The following is a 16,458-nucleotide window of genomic DNA, read 5'->3' as shown; positions in this document are numbered from 1 at the left end:
TGAAGGATGTACTCCTCCTTGGCTGGCGGTAAGGTTAGACGGGTGAAATCGGCATCGACTATGAAATCTGAGCCAGTACGCCTGCGCGTTGCATCGGTGAATGTGAACGGCATCCGCGCTGCCTACAAGCGCGGCATGGCGGAGTGGCTGCACGAGCGCGGTGTGGACGTCCTCTGCTTGCAGGAGGTGCGGGCGCCGGATGCGGTCGTGCATGAGTTGCTCGGTGATTCCTGGCACATCGCCCATGCCGAAGCCGCCGACAAGGGACGTGCCGGCGTGGCGATCGCCTCCCGGATGGAGCCAACGGCCACCCGTTCCGGCATCGGTGACGATTACTTCGCTACGGCCGGACGCTGGATTGAATCGGACTTTGAATTGACGACGCCGGCAGGCAACCGGACATTGACGGTCGCCAGTGCCTACGTCCACTCGGGCGAGGCCGACACACCCAAGCAACTGGACAAGTACCGCTTCCTGGACGCGATGTCGACACGGCTTCCGGATCTGAAGGAAACCCGTGACCATGCACTGGTGGTGGGAGACCTGAACGTCGGTCATACCGAACTCGACATCAAGAATTGGAAGGGCAACGTCAAGAAGTCCGGCTTCCTGCCCGAAGAGCGGAAGTATTTCGACCGGTTCTTCGGCGACATGGGCTGGGCCGACGTCGCGCGCCGGATGGCCGGTGAAGTTGATGGGCCGTACACCTGGTGGTCCTGGCGCGGCAAGGCCTTCGACAATGACACTGGCTGGCGCATTGATTACCAGCTCGCGACTCCTGAACTGACTGACGCAGCTGTTACCGCCGTCGTCGACCGCGCGGCTGCCTATGATCAGCGTTTCTCTGATCACGCCCCGCTGGTAGTCGATTACCAGCTGTAATCACACTTATTACCCGACCCAGCGCGGCACCTCGTGTGCCGGGCATCGATCATTGAAAGTATGGATTCATGGTTCACCCCGATCCAGTTCCGGAACGTTCCCGGATTCTGTCCGGCATGCAGCCCTCGGCTGACTCCCTCCACTTGGGAAATTATGTCGGCGCATTGCTGAACTGGGTCCGGATGCAGGAGGAGTACGACGCGTACTTCTTCATTCCCGACCTGCATGCGATCACCGTACCGCAGGATCCTGCAAATCTGGCCAAGCGCACCCGCGTGACGGCGGCGCAGTACATCGCCGGCGGCGTCGATATCGACAAATGCACCCTGTTCGTGCAGTCGCACGTGCCCGAGCACGCCCAACTGGCCTGGGTGCTCAACTGCATCACCGGCTTCGGCGAGGCCTCGCGGATGACCCAGTTCAAGGACAAATTCCAGAAGCAGGGGGCGGAGCACGCGAGCGTCGGGCTTTTCACCTATCCCGTGCTGCAAGCGGCCGATATTTTGCTCTACCAGCCGCACGGTGTTCCGGTCGGCGAGGACCAGCGCCAGCACGTGGAGCTCAGCCGCGACCTTGCGCAGCGGTTCAACAGCCGGTTCGGTGAGACCTTCATCGTGCCCCAGCCGTTCATCCAGAAGGAATCGGCGCGGATCTACGACCTGCAGAACCCGACAGCGAAGATGTCCAAGTCGGCAGCATCGCCGGGCGGCCTGATCAATCTGCTGGACGAGCCGAAGGTTACCGCGAAGAAGATCAAGTCCGCAGTGACCGACGACGGCACGGAGATCCGCTTCGACCGGGACAACAAGCCCGGCGTGTCGAACCTGCTGTCAATCTACTCCTCGCTGACCGGCAGGACGGTGGCTCAGCTGGAGGAAGAGTACGCTGGCAAAATGTACGGGCACCTCAAGACGGATCTGGCCGAAGTGGTAACGGACTTCATCACGCCGGTCCGGGCACGCGCCACCGAACTGTTGGCCGACCCGGCGGAACTGGACCGGTTGTTGGCCGTAGGTGCCTCCAGAGCACGGAAAATGGCGGGCCAGACGCTGGCCCAGGTCTATGAGCGCGTTGGATTCCTGCCGCAACCCGCCGGGGACCAGTACTAATCCCATGTCGGGGATGGACGGATCAATGAACACCCGGGCCGGTTCGGTGAAGGCCCGGGCCGGTTCCAACGTCGACGTGGTTCCGCCGGCGGGAAGCAACCTCGTCGGAATTGTCATCGCCATTCCGGAACCTATCGCCGGTGAGCTGCGAAAGTGGCGGGCTTCCTTCGGCGACCCGTTGGCCGACGTCGTACCCGCCCACATCACTCTGGTTACCACGACCTACTACACCGACTGGGATGCCACGGTCGAGCACGTCAGGAAGGTGGCACGGCAACAATCGCCGTTCCGGATCCATATTAAGGGCACTGGCTCCTTCCGCCCGGTGTCCCCGGTGGTGTACTTGAACGTGGCTGAGGGATTCGACGATTGCGTCCGCCTGCACGAACAGCTTCAGTCGGGACCGCTGGGCCGGGATCTGCCCTTCGCCTTCCACCCCCACGTCACCGTCGCCCATGACGTCAGCGACGAGAACATGGACGACGCCGAGCAGCTGCTTGAATCATACGAAGCAAGCTTCGAAATCGGTACGATGGGACTCTACGAGCACGACAACAATGGCGTGTGGAGACTACGGGAAGAGTTGAACTTTGGCAGCGAGAGCGCGAATCAGGAGTCGAGTTCCTCACGGCGCCGCTGACCATGAGACACCGCCTGAGCCAACTGAGCGGGTAAAGCTTAAAATAATTGCGTTGCATAAGCGCCGCGAAATCGCCAAGGTCAAGCGTGAAGGAAAAGGCTTTGCAGGTGTGGCCTTGGCCACGCTGATGTGGCTGATTGCGAAGCTGAACACCGTTAAGCCAATGCGTGCCTTCCAGATCTATACGCGCAGGCACGGTCCATTGATGGCCGCGGGAATCTCTTACAACATGTTTTTTGCGGTCGCCGCAATGCTGGTGGCGGGGTTTTCCATCATGGGCTTGGTCGTGGTGGGCAATCGTGAATTGCAGGAACTGGTTGTCAGAGGGGTTGACAGGCAGGTGCCCAATCTAATCAATACTGGCGACGGCGGACTGGCGACGCCCGAGGAGCTGTTCGATACCGGCGGGGCGCTGAGCCTGACACTGATCATCTCGACCGCGACGATGCTGTTCACGGCACTGCGTTGGATCGGCAGCCTTCGTGAGGGCATGCGTGGCGTTTTCGGTCTGCTCCCGTTGCAGGGAAATCCGGTGCTGATAAAGCTGAAGGACCTGGGAACGCTTGGAATTCTAGCGGTGGCGATGGTGGTGACTTTTGCCGTCGGCGTGGTGGCCAACACCTTGTTGGATACGTTGCTGGATCTGCTGAACCTGGGAGTCTTCGCTGGCATCCTGACCCGGATAGCCGGACTGCTTGTGATGTTGTTGCTGGATATGGTTGTTGCTGTGATCATGTTCCGGCTGGCTTCAGGCGTCCGGATGCCTCGGATGCCCATGCTTCAGGCTGCACTGTTGGCAGGTGTCGGCAGTACCCTGCTACGGACGTTCAGCACCCAGTTGTTGGGCTCGGCCGGAAACAATCCCTTGTTGGCGTCGTTCGCCGTTATTCTAGGCCTGTTTGTATGGTTCTTTCTGCTCAGCCAGGTGTACCTCTATGCAACTGCCTGGGGTGTTATCGGCACCGCCGATGCGGTAGCGGCACGGAAGGACGATGCGCAGGATGTTCGGCTGCCGTCGCTGCGCCAGCGGGCACGGGCGGCCGCAAAGCGGAACTAGGTGCAGTCCGGTGTGGCTTACTCGACGTCGTCGAGCTCGAGGTACTGGTCAGACCAGGCTGAGATAATATTGGCGGCTCTTTTGGCATCGCCGCGGCCGAGCAGCAGGTGGTCGCTGCCTTCCAGGGATACGAAAGACTTGGGATGCCGTGCGGCTTCGAATATCTGCCCGGCGTTTTCTATGCCCACGGTGTTGTCGGTGGGGGAGTGCATCACCAGCAGCGGCCGGCGGAGTCCCTTGATGCAGCCGGTGAGATCCTGGTTGCGCAGGTCCTCGAGCATCTCCTTGCGGACATTGAGTTCCCGCCCGCCGACCTTGACCTCGGCGCTGCCTTCCTCCTGGATTTCGTCCATAACAGGTTCGAAGGCATGCTCCAGATGTGCGGGGTCGTAGGGGGCGGCAATGGTGACAACCGCGTCCACGTCCTTGAGTTTCTTCGCCGCAGCCAGGACGGCGGCACCGCCAAGCGAATGTCCGACGACCAGCGACAAGGTTCTGCCCTCGGATTTCATGAAGTCCGCGGCGCGCTCGATGTTGGCGAGATTGGTGCTGAAGGTTGCATCGGAGAAGTCGCCCTCCGAATCGCCAAGCCCGGTGAAGTCGAACCGGAGTGTGCCAATACCAGCATTTGCCAAGGCCTTCGAGATGCGTGAAGCAGCCGGACTGTCCTTGCCGAGCGTGAACCCATGGACCACCAGCGCGTAGGACCGTACATCACCGTCGGGCAGATCGAGTTTGCCGGACAGTCTGACGTCATTAACGCCTGTGAATGAGACGTTTTCGGTTCTGGACACTTGCACGGCTCCTCACTTCGAATCGATCCCGCAATAGGTGCTGCTTCCACAGCCCGTACGGGCTAGTCCGGCTGCAGACTAGACCTTTCGGGACAGGATAGCCTGCTTGACCTCTGCGATGGCTTTGGTCACCTGAATCCCGCGGGGGCAGGCATCGGTGCAGTTGAAGGTGGTGCGGCAGCGCCAGACACCTTCCTTATCGTTGAGGATTTCCAGGCGCATGTCGCCGGCATCGTCGCGGGAATCGAAAATGAACCGGTGTGCATTCACTATTGCTGCAGGCCCGAAGTACTGGCCATCGGTCCAGAAGACCGGGCAGGAGGACGTGCATGCGGCGCAGAGAATGCACTTGGTGGTGTCGTCGAACCGCTCCCGCTCCTCGGACGACTGCAGCCGTTCCTTGGTGGGGGTGTGGCTGTTGTTCATCAGGAAGGGCATGATCTCGCGGTAGGACTGGAAGAACGGTTCCATGTCCACAATCAGGTCCTTCTCGACCGGCAGGCCCTTGATCGGCTCGACGGTGATCGGCTTGGAGGTATCCAGGTCCTTCAGCAGCACTTTGCAGGCCAGGCGGTTGCGCCCATTGATGCGCATCGCGTCGGAACCACAGACACCGTGGGCGCAGGAGCGGCGGAACGACACCGATCCGTCGTGCTCCCATTTGGCCTTGTGGAGCGCATCGAGGACACGGTCCGTGCCATACATGGTCAGCTGGAAGTCATCCCAGCGCGCCTCGTCGGAGAATTCCGGGTTGTACCTGCGGACGCGGAGCGTGACTTCGAACGATGGGATCTCTCCGCTGCCGGCAACACTTTCGGGCAGCTCGACTTTGGAAGCTGGCTCTGCTGTTTCGTCTTTGGTCGGGGTGGACATCAGTACTTACGCTCCATCGGCTTGTAACGGGTAAAGACCACCGGTTTCGTAGCCAGGCGGATTCCGGGGACGTCTGCCTCTGTTGCGGACGGGTCAAGGAAGGCCATGGAATGCTCCATGAAGTTCTCATCGTCGCGCTCGGGATAGTCCTCGCGGTAGTGACCCCCGCGGGACTCTTTGCGGTGCAGGGCTGCTGCGGTCGTCACACGGGCCAGATCCAGCAGAATGCCCAGTTCAACAGCTTCCAGCAGGTCCAGATTGAAGCGCTTGCCCTTGTCCTGCACGGTGATGCGTGTGTACCGCTCCTTCAGGGAATCGATAACGGCTACTGCTTCCTTGAGGGTGTCCGCGGTACGGAACACCTGCACATTGGCATCCATGGTGTCCTGCAGTTCCTTGCGGATTGCAGCAACCCGCTCGCCACCCTCTGAACCGCGGACGGTGTCCAGCAGCTTGACGGTGTAGGATTCCGGATCCTCCGGCAGGTCAACGTAGTCGGCCGTCAACGCGTATTCCGCGGCGGCAATACCCGCCCGCTTGCCGAAGACATTGATATCCAGCAGCGAGTTGGTGCCCAACCGGTTGGAACCATGCACCGACACGCAGGCGACCTCGCCGGCGGCGTAGAGACCGGGGATGGTCGTCTCGTTGTCCTGCAAGACCTCGGCGGTGATGTTGGTGGGGATTCCACCCATGTTGTAGTGCGCGGTGGGGAAGACCGGAACAGGCTCCGTGTACGGCTCGACACCCAGGTAGGTGCGGGCGAACTCGGTGATGTCCGGCAGCTTCGCGTCGATGTGGGCAGGCTCGAGGTGGGTCAGGTCGAGCAGCACATAGTCCTTGTTCGGACCGGCGCCGCGGCCTTCGCGCACCTCATTGGCCATGGACCGGGCGACGATATCGCGCGGTGCGAGGTCCTTAATCGTGGGGGCGTAGCGTTCCATGAAGCGTTCGCCGTCGGCATTGCGGAGGATTCCGCCCTCACCACGCGCCGCTTCCGAGAGCAGGATCCCCAGACCGGCCAGGCCCGTCGGGTGGAACTGGAAGAATTCCATGTCCTCGAGGGGAATGCCGCGGCGGTAGGCGATGCCCATGCCGTCACCGGTCAGGGTGTGCGCGTTGGACGTTGTCTTGAAGACCTTGCCCGAGCCGCCGGTGGCGAAAATGACGGACTTCGCCTGGAAGACGTGCAGCTCGCCACTGGCCAGATCGTAGGCGACCACGCCGGCGACCTTCCGGTTGAGCTTGCCGTCCACTTCGTCGTCGACCATCAGCAGGTCCAACACGTAGAACTCGTTGTAGAACTCGACGTTGTGCTTGACACAGTTTTGGTACAACGTCTGCAGGATCATGTGTCCGGTGCGGTCCGCCGCGTAGCAGGAGCGGCGTACCGGCGCCTTTCCGTGGTCACGGGTGTGGCCGCCGAACCGGCGCTGGTCAATGCGGCCCTCGGGCGTGCGGTTGAACGGCAGGCCCATCTTTTCCAGGTCCAGCACAGCGTCGATGGCTTCCTTGGCCATGACCTCGGCGGCGTCCTGGTCCACCAGGTAGTCCCCGCCCTTGACCGTGTCGAAGGTGTGCCATTCCCAGTTGTCTTCTTCGACGTTGGCCAGTGCGGCACACATTCCGCCTTGCGCGGCGCCGGTGTGCGAGCGGGTGGGGTAAAGCTTCGTCAGTACAGCCGTCCGTGCGCGCTGACCGGATTCGATGGCCGCGCGCATACCGGCACCACCGGCGCCGACAATAACGACGTCGTACTTATGAACCTGCATGCCTGGTGCTCTTTCTGTTGAATTCAGATGCTAAGTGAGAGGGACTCCGCGTGGCTAGGAAGCGCTGCAGAATGACGGCAGCAACTCCGCCGCGGCCCCGGGCGGGCAGGGATTGAAGGTGAAGATCACGAGCGTTCCCAGAACGAGGATGACGAGCGTAGCCGTGTAAAGGATCATCTTGAGCCAGAACCGCGTCCCGTCCTTATCCGCGTAGTCATTGATGATGGTGCGCACGCCGTTGGTTCCATGCAGCATTGCAAGCCACAGCATGGCAAGGTCCCATACCTGCCAGAACGGATCGGCCCACTTACCGGCCACGAAGCCGAAGTCCACTGCCTGGATACCGTCGCCAACCATCAGGTTCACGTAGAGGTGGACGAAGATCAAAACGAGCAGCACGATGCCGGACAGCCGCATGAACAGCCAGCCGATCATCTCGAAATTCGAGCCACTGCCACCGGTCCGGTTGTACTTAATTCCGGTCTTGGTGTTGTCGTAGCTGCGCGGAGGTTGGATTGTCTGCGCCATTTAGTGCCCCCCGAAGACGTTGGGTAGATGCCGGATAAGGAAGACGGTCAGCGTCACGGCCCACAGTGCAAGGACGATCCACAGCATCTGCCGGTGGAACTTGGGTCCCTTCTTCCAGAAGTCGATCAGAATGATCCGGATCCCGTTGAAGGCGTGGAAGATGATGGCGGCGACCAGGCCAGCTTCGCCAAGACCCATCAGTGGGTTCTTATAGGCGCCAATCACAGCGTTGTACGCCTCGGGGGAGACCCGCACCAGCGACGTATCAAGCACATGCACCAATAAGAAGAAAAAGATAACGACGCCGGTTATCCGGTGTCCGACCCAGGACCACTGACCTTCACGGCCGCGGTAGAGGGTTCCAGCTGGTGTCTTCGACACTGAATTAACCTCCCTGCATCGCAACGGCGCCAGCGTGTTTTCCACGCGGGGAAGCGCATTTGCGAGAGCACTAATAAGCTCGACTCTAACTTAGGCCCGCAGCGGCTGGAAGTTCAATTTAGGTACTCCTTTATTGAGTGTTGCCTTGGTCACCGTATCCAGCGCCGGGCGCCGAATGGTGTTGCCGCCGACCGTGCCCGGGACCCTCGCGCTACGCTGGGACTGATGAGTACTGACGAAACACGAGCAACGGCCCCCGGCCGCGCGCAAGACGACATTATGGACCGGTTCTATGGCGTCATTCCGGCGGGAGGAACGGGAACCCGCTTGTGGCCGCTGTCCCGCGCGGCCACCCCCAAGTTCCTGCACGACCTGACCGGTTCCGGGAGCACGCTGCTGCGCTCCACCTACGACCGGCTGGAACCTCTGACCGGGAAGCGGATCCTGTTGGTCACCGGCGCAGCCCACCGCGACGCCGTCTGCAGCCAATTGCCCGAGGTGGACGAAGCGGATCTGCTGCTGGAGAGCGAACAGAAGGATTCGGCGGCCGCCATCGGCCTCGCCGCCGCCATTCTTTACCGCAGGAACCCGGACATCATCATGGGTTCCTTCGCCGCCGACCACGTGATCAGCCCGGATTCGGTGTTCCAGGACGCTGTGCGCGAAGCCGTCTATACGGCCGCAGCCGGCAAAATCGTCACGATCGGCATCCACCCCACCTATCCGTCCACTGGTTTCGGATATATCAGGTCCAACAGCAAACTAGGCATCGAGGGCGCGCCCAGCGCACGCGCCGTCGTCGAATTCGTGGAGAAGCCGACTGAGGGTGTTGCCCGGCAGTATTTGTCGTCCGGCGAGTATCACTGGAACGCCGGCATGTTCGTCGCCCCGGCGTCGCTGATGCTCCAGCACCTCTCCGTTTCCGAGCCGGAACTTTACTCGGGTCTGTCCGAGATCGCCGACGCCTGGGACACGCCCCGGCGGAACGAGGTGATGGACCGGCTTTGGCCAACGCTGCCAAAGATCGCCATTGACTACGCCGTCGCGGAACCGGCAGCCGCTGCCGGGGACGTCGCGATGGTGCCCGGTACGTTCAAGTGGGACGACGTCGGCGACTTCGCTGCGCTGGGCCGGCTCAACAGTGCGGCTGAAATTTCCGACCTGACGGTGATGGGCAAGGGCGCAAGAGTCTTCTCCGAGGCGTCCTCCGGCGTCGTTTTCTCCGATACGAAGCGGGTTATTGCGCTGATCGGAATCGAGGATCTCGTCGTCGTCGATACGAAGGATGCACTGCTGGTGACGACGACGGCACACGCCCAGGAAGTTAAACAAGCCGTGGAGCGGCTCAAGGCAAGCGGCGACCACGATGTTTTGTAACCGGAGATTCGTAATGGACCGCTCAAGATCCACAAAAACCGGCCCGGGCTAGATAGGGTTTTGGTGTGCACACAGATCCAGTCGAAAGCGATCCCTTCAAGCTGGTCGGACCTTTGCTGCTGCCAAAGGTGGACGAGCTGATCGCATTCCGCCGGGATCTACATGCCAATCCCGAACTCTCCCGCAAGGAATACCGGACCACCGACAAGATTGTCGACCGGCTGACTGAGGCCGGTTTGTCACCCAAGAGGTTTGAAAACACTGGTCTGTACGTTGATATCGGCCATGGTCCAATTGCGACGGCGCTGCGCGGCGACATAGATGCCCTCCCCATTGTGGAGGAGACCGATCTGGAGTACTCCTCCAACAATCCCGGGGTGACGCACGCCTGCGGCCACGACATTCACACCACGGTGATGGTCGGCGTCGCCCTGATCCTGGGCGAGATCGATGCACAGACTCCACTGGCCGGCACTGTTCGGATTATCTTCCAGCCTGCCGAGGAGACCATGCCCGGCGGAGCGCTCGATGTGATCGAGCAGGGCGGGATGGAGTCGGTTCCGCGGATCCTGGCCCTGCACTGCGATCCGCGGGTGGAGGTGGGCCATGTCGGAACGCGGATTGGCGCCATCACGTCGGCGTCCGACACAATCCGGATTGAACTGTCCGGCCGCGGCGGGCACACCTCCCGGCCGCATGCGACCGAGGATCTGGTCTTTGCGCTTGCGGAAATTGCGGTCAATGTTCCGGCGGTGCTGAACCGGCGGATAGACGTCCGCAGCGCCGTATCCGTCGTCTGGGGACAGATCCGGGCCGGCTCGGCGCCGAATGCCATTCCATCCAGCGGCTTCATGGCCGGAACCATGCGCATTCTGGACCGGGACGACTGGCACGCGGCCGGCGACCTGCTGGACCAGGTGGTGCGGCAGACGGCCGCGCCGTTCGGAGTGGACGTGCATCTGGAACACCTGCGCGGCGTGCCTCCGGTCGTGAACTCGGAAACCGAAACAGCACTTCTGGAAGCGGCCGCCCGTGCCGAACTCGGCGAGGACTCCGTCGTCCTGACACCGCAATCCATGGGCGGCGAAGACTTTGCCTGGTTCCTGCAGGATGTGCCCGGCTCCATGATGCGGCTCGGCACCCGCGCGCCGGGCGGCGGCATCTTCGATCTGCACCGTGGTGACTACGTGGCGGACGAGCGGGCCATCGGCGTCGGAGTCCGGGTGATGGCTTCAGCGGCACTTCGGGCCGTCCGGCTCCGGCGTCAGGAAGTGGCCCGGATGGGTGTAAACCCGGGCAGCTGATCCGTCCGGGTAACAACTTTCCAACGATGCCGCGTTCAGCGTGTGTTTTGGCGCCCGTTGGTGATTTGGGGCACTAAGGTAGTCTCGTACCGTGCGCCCCGGCGCACCCCCACGAGCATCAGTGAAAACAGAGCAGGAAACGCAGCGGTCATCGGCGATCATTGCGGAGCGGACACTCATTGAAACTTCAGTCGTGGGGAAAATATCCTCTGGAGGAACAGTGAAGAAAATTTTCAGTGCTGCCAAGCGGGGCACCTCTCTCGGGGCGGCCATTCTCGGCGTCTCCGCACTTGTGCTCACCGGCTGCGGGGAAGCTCCGCCGTCGTCGGAAAACAATGGTAACGGCGGGGGAGAGACGAGCGCGGCCAACAGCGACTATTTGGGCTGCATCGTTTCGGACTCTGGCGGATTCGACGACCGCTCCTTTAACCAGTCCAGCTACGAAGGGCTGACGGCTGCGAAGGAGAAACTCGGCATCGAAATCCAGCAGGCGGAGTCCCAGGCGCCTACGGACTTTGAACCGAACCTCAATTCCATGGTGCAGTCCGGCTGTAACCTGACGGTCACCGTCGGCTTCCTGCTCGGGGACGCCACCAAGGCTGTAGCAGCAGACAACCCGGAGCAGAACTTCGCGATCGTCGACTACAACGACCCGGAGTTCACTGACAACGTCAAGCCACTGATTTATGACACTGCCCAGGCCGCCTTCCTGGCCGGCTATCTTTCCGCGGGCATGACCGAAACCGGCACCGTCGCCACTTACGGGGGCGTGAAAATTCCGACCGTGACGATCTTCATGGACGGGTTCGATGCCGGTATTGATTACTACAACGAGCAGAACGACGCCGATGTGAACCTGCTGGGCTGGGACCGTGAGTCCCAGGAAGGCACTTTCATCGGTGACTTCGAGAACCAGAGTGCGGGCAAGACCAACACCTCCAACTTCATCAACGAGGGAGCGGACATCATCCTTCCCGTTGCGGGGCCGGTGGGGCTGGGCACAGTCGACGCGGTGAAGGAAGCGAATAACTCCGGTAAGGACGCCAGTATCGTGTGGGTCGACTCCGACGGATACGAAGCCGTTCCCGAGGCACAGGACTTGTTCCTTACGTCGGTGATGAAGGGAATCTCGAAGTCGGTGGAAGACGTCATCACCGCTGATGTGAACGGCAAGTTCTCGAGCGAGCCCTATGTTGGCACTTTGGAAAACGGTGGCGTGAGCATCGCCCCGTACCACTCCTTCGAGGATGAGGTGCCGGAGGATCTGAAGTCCCAGATTGAGGACCTCAAGGCCGGCATCATCGCCGGCGAAATCGATGTCCAGTCGGACGCCAGTCCCGAGCAGTAGGACAAGCAACGCAAGGCGCGCCGGCACATTCGGGCCGGCGCGCCTTGTCTGTACTCCGCCGGCGGCGCGATGCCGGCGCGACTCATTCATAGAAAAACAGATTGGTTGGGGTTTTGAAACTCGAACTCGAGGGAATTACCAAACGGTTTGGTTCCCTGGTGGCCAACGACCACATCGACCTGGTGGTCGAGCCCGGACAGATTCATTCGTTGCTGGGCGAAAATGGTGCAGGCAAGTCGACCCTGATGAACGTGCTGTACGGCCTGTATCACCCCACTGAAGGCCGGATTCTGGTCGACGACAAGCAAAAGACCTTCAAGGGTCCCGGCGATGCGATGGCGGCGGGTATCGGCATGGTGCATCAGCACTTCATGTTGATCCCGGTTTTTACTGTGGCAGAAAACGTCGCGCTCGGTAACGAGGCAACGCGTGCCGGGGGAATGCTCGACCTGGAGGAAACCCGGCGCCGCATCAGGGAGATTTCCGACCGGTACGGCTTCCATGTCGACCCCGATGCCTTGGTCGAAGACCTGCCGGTCGGCGTGCAGCAGCGGGTGGAGATCATCAAAGCATTGGTCCGTGATGCTGAGGTACTGATCCTCGATGAGCCCACGGCGGTCCTGACGCCGCAGGAAACCGACGAACTGATCGATATCATGGCCCAGTTGAAAGCCAACGGGACTTCCATTGTCTTCATTTCGCACAAACTGCGTGAGGTCAAGGCCGTCTCCGACGTCATCACCGTGATCCGCCGTGGAAAGGTGGTCGGAACCGCCGATCCGTCGGCATCGACCACCGAACTGGCATCGCTGATGGTGGGACGGTCCGTGAGCCTCAACCTGGAAAAGAAAGACGCCACACCAGGAGAGAAAACCTTCCAGGTGAAAGACTTGAAGGTTACCGCTGCAAATGGCTACCGCGTCGTTAACGGTGTCAGCTTCGACATCGCCAAGGGAGAGGTTCTCGCCGTCGCAGGTGTGCAGGGCAACGGCCAAACGGAACTCACTGAAGCGGTGCTCGGACTGCAGGACCATGTCTCCGGCTCCATCAAACTGGAGGGCAAGGAACTCGTAGGCCGGACCGTCAAACAGGTGCTGGCTGCCGGCGTCGGGTTTGTTCCCGAGGACCGCACCGTGGACGGATTGGTCGGGCCCTTCACCATTGCCGAAAACATGGTTTTGGACATGTATGACCGGGCGCCCTACGCCAAGGGGCTGGGCATGAAGCCGAAGGTCATCGCCGATCATGCACGTGAAAAAGTGGAGGAATTCGACGTTCGGACCTCCGGAATCGAATCTGCGGTAGGGACGCTGTCCGGCGGAAATCAGCAGAAGGTGGTGCTGGCGCGCGAATTGTCCCGGCCGCTGAAGTTGTTTATCGCATCACAGCCAACCCGCGGTCTCGACGTCGGCTCCATTGAGTTTGTGCACAAACGCATTATCACCGAGCGTGACAACGGCACGCCGGTCATGATCGTGTCCACCGAGCTGGACGAGGTCGCCGAACTGGCGGACCGGATTGCGGTGATGTACCAAGGCAAGTTGATGGGCATCGTCCCGGGTGGCACCTCGAGGGATGTACTGGGCCTAATGATGGCCGGCATGACGGAGGAGGACGCCAAAGCGCAGCCACACTCCGAGCATCCGATGGAAACGGGCGGTCCCGCCCACATCGAGGAACGTAACAAGGCCCCGCAGGAGGGCCAAACCGAGGAGCGGGGAGGAGGCAAATGAGCCGTTCCGACGATGACAGCCGGCGCGACGACGACGGACGCGACCAGGATTTCGGCCAGGACGACAACAAGTCCAGGGCGGAAGTGGGATCTGCCGGAGGCCGTGAGCCATTGCCGCCCGTTCCTGCCGAGGCGCAAAGCGGTGAGATTGAAACACCGGAAAACCGCGGCCGTTCGGTGCTCAAGCAGATCTTCCAAGGTGGCTCCCTGGTATCCATCCTGGCCATTGTGCTCTCCTTGTTCCTGGGCGGCATCCTGATCGCTGCCACCAACGAGCGGGTAGCGGAAGCGGCAACGTACTTCTTCGCCCAGCCGACCGATACGCTGGCAGCCGCCTGGGAGGCGGCGTCCAGCGCCTACGTGGCACTGTTCCAAGGGGCCATCTTCAACCCACGCGCCAGCGATTTCCAAGGCATGATCTTCCCCTTCACTGAGACGTTGGCGGTTTCCACGCCACTGATCCTCGCAGGTTTAGGCGTCGCGTTGGCTTTCCGCGCCGGACTGTTCAATATCGGCGCACAGGGCCAGATCATCATCGGAGCCACTATGGCGGCCTGGGTGGGATTCAGCTTGGATCTGCCGTGGGGCATCCACCTGCTCCTGGTAATGCTGGCGGGCATCGTTGGCGGCGGGATCTGGGCAGGCATCGCGGGCCTGCTGAAGGCCCGCACGGGCGCCCACGAGGTCATCCTGACCATCATGCTGAATTACATCGCCGTCTACCTGCTGGCATATCTGCTGACCACCGAATCATTCCAACGCCCCGATTCCTCCCAACCGATCTCGCCCCGGCTGGATCCAACAGCGATGTATCCGCGTTTGTTCGGTGACGGGTTCCGGCTGCACTGGGGCTTCGTCGTCGCTATCGGTGCCACGCTGCTGGTCTGGTGGCTGTTGCACCGCTCCACCATCGGGTTCGAGTTCCGTGCCGTCGGCGCCAACCCGCACGCCTCCAAGACCGCCGGGATCAGCGTCGCCAAGGGGTACACATTGGTGATGATTATCGCCGGTGCGCTGTCGGGCCTGGCAGGGGTTGCCCAGGTCTCGGGTACCGAAGGCGTATTGACCGACGGTGTGGCTGCCAGCTTCGGATTCGACGCCATTACGGTGGCGCTGCTGGGCAGATCCACTCCATGGGGAACCTTTTTCGCAGGCCTGCTGTTTGGAGCCTTCCGCGCGGGCGGCGTCACCATGCAGACCCTGACCGGTACCCCGATCGATATCGTGCTCGTGGTGCAGTCGCTGATTGTGCTCTTCATCGCCGCGCCTCCGTTGGTTAGGGCGATCTTCAGGATCCACGAAGATCGAGACGGCGGGAAGGGCAAGCAGAAACCCAAGCCCTCCCGCCGGACAGTCAAGGCAGGAGGTGCCGCATGAGCGCCCCAGTATTATCGCCTCAGGGACAGGCGCCCCAGCTCGATACGGTGCGGAGTTGGAAGACGCCCATCATTTACGCGATTTTCGCCGTCGTTGCGCTGGCAGGCTTCGCCTTCAACGCCCCCGGCGGAACAGCGACCTTCGGGATCTCAGCAGGTAGAGACGCTATTCAGCTTGCGCCCGTGGTGGTACCCACCGTGCCGGGTGGCTGGGCGAGTGCACTGATTCTGACTGGCATCGCTGTATTTTCCTTCCTGCAAACCAAGGCCGGCCGCAAAGATCCGCGATGGTTTCCGATCATCTATGCAGCGGTATTCATCACCGGATTCCTGGTTTGGGTTGTCGGCAGCGCTGAACGCACCGACGTCTCCTTGGTCGGGCTGCTCGCCGGATCCGTCACGTTGGCCGTTCCGCTGATCTTCGGCTCGCTCTCCGGTGTGCTCAGCGAACGGGTGGGAGTCATCAATATCGCCATCGAAGGGCAATTGCTGGCCGGTGCCTTCGCCGCTGCCGTGGCAGCTTCCATTTCCGGAAACGTCTACGCAGGCATGTTGGCGGCCGCCGTCGCGGGTGTTCTGGTGTCCGTGGTGCTGGCAGTCTTCAGCATCAAGTATCTGGTGAATCAGATCATCGTTGGTGTGGTGCTCAACGTACTGGTCTCAGGGCTTACCGGGTTCCTGTTCTCGACCGTGCTCAGCCGTGACTCGCAGACCTGGAACTCACCGCCGTCGTTGCCGGTCATCCAGGTTCCAGTCTTGGAACATATCCCGATTCTCGGCGGTATCTTGTTCCGGCAGACCATCGTGGGTTACCTGATGTACGCCGCCGTGATCATCGTCTACATCGGCCTCTTCCACACCAAGTGGGGGCTGCGCGTCCGGTCAGTAGGGGAGCACCCGAAGGCGGCCGACACCCTGGGTATCAAGGTTAATTTCACCCGCGCACGCAACGTCATGCTCGGTGGCGCCGTGGCCGGTCTTGGCGGGTCCTTCTATACCCTCGTTTCCGTCAGCCAGTTCACCACGGACATGACTGCCGGACAGGGATACATCGCCCTTGCGGCGATGATCTTCGGCCGGTGGAATCCGGTATGGGCATTCTTCGCCGCGCTCCTCTTCGGCTTCGCGACCAACCTCCGGTTTGTGCTGTCCATTCTCGGCACGCCGGTGCCCGGGGAGTTTTTGGCCATGTTGCCGTACGTGGTGACGATCGTCGCCGTCGCCGGGCTGGTCGGACGGTCGAGACCGCCGGCGGCCAATGGCACGCCGTACATCAAGGGTTGAT

At 61.4% G+C, this 16,458-nt stretch carries 15 protein-coding genes; 10 read left to right on the top strand and 5 right to left on the bottom strand.

Features of this window, described 5'->3' with window-relative positions:
• The first annotated feature begins 60 nt into the window (after positions 1-60).
• The 4 genes from ACX80B_RS04640 to ACX80B_RS04625 all read left to right on the top strand — a co-directional run bounded on the left by ACX80B_RS04640 (position 61) and on the right by ACX80B_RS04625 (position 3,688).
• Positions 61-882 (top strand): exodeoxyribonuclease III, encoded by an 822-nt coding sequence (locus ACX80B_RS04640; protein ID WP_459293511.1) that lies wholly within the window; start codon positions 61-63, stop codon positions 880-882.
• Between the two features lie 68 nt (positions 883-950).
• Complete coding sequence (gene trpS, locus ACX80B_RS04635; protein ID WP_459293509.1) at positions 951-1,991, top strand: tryptophan--tRNA ligase; 1,041 nt, start codon at positions 951-953, stop codon at positions 1,989-1,991.
• A 25-nt stretch (positions 1,992-2,016) separates the two neighbouring features.
• A complete protein-coding gene (locus ACX80B_RS04630; protein WP_459293507.1) occupies positions 2,017-2,631 on the top strand; it encodes a 2'-5' RNA ligase family protein in 615 nt (204 codons plus the stop codon).
• A gap of 52 nt (positions 2,632-2,683) precedes the next feature.
• Positions 2,684-3,688 (top strand): YihY/virulence factor BrkB family protein, encoded by a 1,005-nt coding sequence (locus ACX80B_RS04625; protein WP_459293505.1) that lies wholly within the window; start codon positions 2,684-2,686, stop codon positions 3,686-3,688.
• 17 nt (positions 3,689-3,705) lie between these two features.
• On the opposite strand, the gene ACX80B_RS04620 is transcribed toward ACX80B_RS04625, so the two are convergent.
• The 5 genes from ACX80B_RS04620 to sdhC form a co-directional block, all read right to left on the bottom strand.
• Positions 3,706-4,482, bottom strand: a complete 777-nt coding sequence (locus tag ACX80B_RS04620; RefSeq protein ID WP_459293503.1) for an alpha/beta hydrolase family protein — start codon at positions 4,480-4,482, stop codon at positions 3,706-3,708.
• A 78-nt stretch (positions 4,483-4,560) separates the two neighbouring features.
• Entirely contained in the window at positions 4,561-5,355 is a 795-nt protein-coding gene (locus ACX80B_RS04615; RefSeq protein WP_459293501.1) for a succinate dehydrogenase iron-sulfur subunit, read from the bottom strand.
• Positions 5,355-7,127 carry a succinate dehydrogenase flavoprotein subunit gene (sdhA, locus tag ACX80B_RS04610; RefSeq protein WP_459293499.1) on the bottom strand — a complete coding sequence of 591 codons (1,773 nt, stop codon included), beginning with the start codon at positions 7,125-7,127 and terminating at the stop codon, positions 5,355-5,357. The genes ACX80B_RS04615 and sdhA overlap by 1 nt, the downstream gene beginning before the upstream one ends.
• A gap of 54 nt (positions 7,128-7,181) precedes the next feature.
• Positions 7,182-7,655, bottom strand: a complete 474-nt coding sequence (locus ACX80B_RS04605) for a succinate dehydrogenase hydrophobic membrane anchor subunit (RefSeq protein ID WP_459293497.1) — start codon at positions 7,653-7,655, stop codon at positions 7,182-7,184.
• Positions 7,656-8,036, bottom strand: coding sequence for a succinate dehydrogenase, cytochrome b556 subunit (gene sdhC / locus ACX80B_RS04600; protein ID WP_051441681.1), 381 nt, complete (start codon positions 8,034-8,036; stop codon positions 7,656-7,658).
• A gap of 225 nt (positions 8,037-8,261) precedes the next feature.
• Between sdhC and ACX80B_RS04595 the strand changes: the two genes are divergently transcribed.
• The 6 genes from ACX80B_RS04595 to ACX80B_RS04570 all read left to right on the top strand — a co-directional run bounded on the left by ACX80B_RS04595 (position 8,262) and on the right by ACX80B_RS04570 (position 16,457).
• The gene (locus tag ACX80B_RS04595; protein ID WP_459293494.1) at positions 8,262-9,413 is read left to right on the top strand and encodes a mannose-1-phosphate guanylyltransferase; all 1,152 of its coding nucleotides are present in this window, start codon (positions 8,262-8,264) and stop codon (positions 9,411-9,413) included.
• Positions 9,414-9,514: 101 nt separating this feature from the next.
• A complete protein-coding gene (locus tag ACX80B_RS04590; RefSeq protein WP_459293591.1) occupies positions 9,515-10,717 on the top strand; it encodes an amidohydrolase in 1,203 nt (400 codons plus the stop codon).
• Between the two features lie 220 nt (positions 10,718-10,937).
• Entirely contained in the window at positions 10,938-12,065 is a 1,128-nt protein-coding gene (locus ACX80B_RS04585) for a BMP family lipoprotein (protein WP_459293492.1), read from the top strand.
• Between the two features lie 113 nt (positions 12,066-12,178).
• Positions 12,179-13,798 carry an ABC transporter ATP-binding protein gene (locus ACX80B_RS04580; RefSeq protein ID WP_459293589.1) on the top strand — a complete coding sequence of 540 codons (1,620 nt, stop codon included), beginning with the start codon at positions 12,179-12,181 and terminating at the stop codon, positions 13,796-13,798.
• Positions 13,795-15,174 carry an ABC transporter permease gene (locus tag ACX80B_RS04575; RefSeq protein ID WP_459293490.1) on the top strand — a complete coding sequence of 460 codons (1,380 nt, stop codon included), beginning with the start codon at positions 13,795-13,797 and terminating at the stop codon, positions 15,172-15,174. The genes ACX80B_RS04580 and ACX80B_RS04575 overlap by 4 nt, the downstream gene beginning before the upstream one ends.
• Positions 15,171-16,457, top strand: coding sequence for an ABC transporter permease (locus ACX80B_RS04570; protein ID WP_459293487.1), 1,287 nt, complete (start codon positions 15,171-15,173; stop codon positions 16,455-16,457). The genes ACX80B_RS04575 and ACX80B_RS04570 overlap by 4 nt, the downstream gene beginning before the upstream one ends.
• The last annotated feature ends 1 nt before the right edge of the window (position 16,458 follow it).

The organism is Arthrobacter monumenti (assembly GCF_054511255.1).
This window is presented reverse-complemented; position numbering and strand designations above follow the sequence as displayed.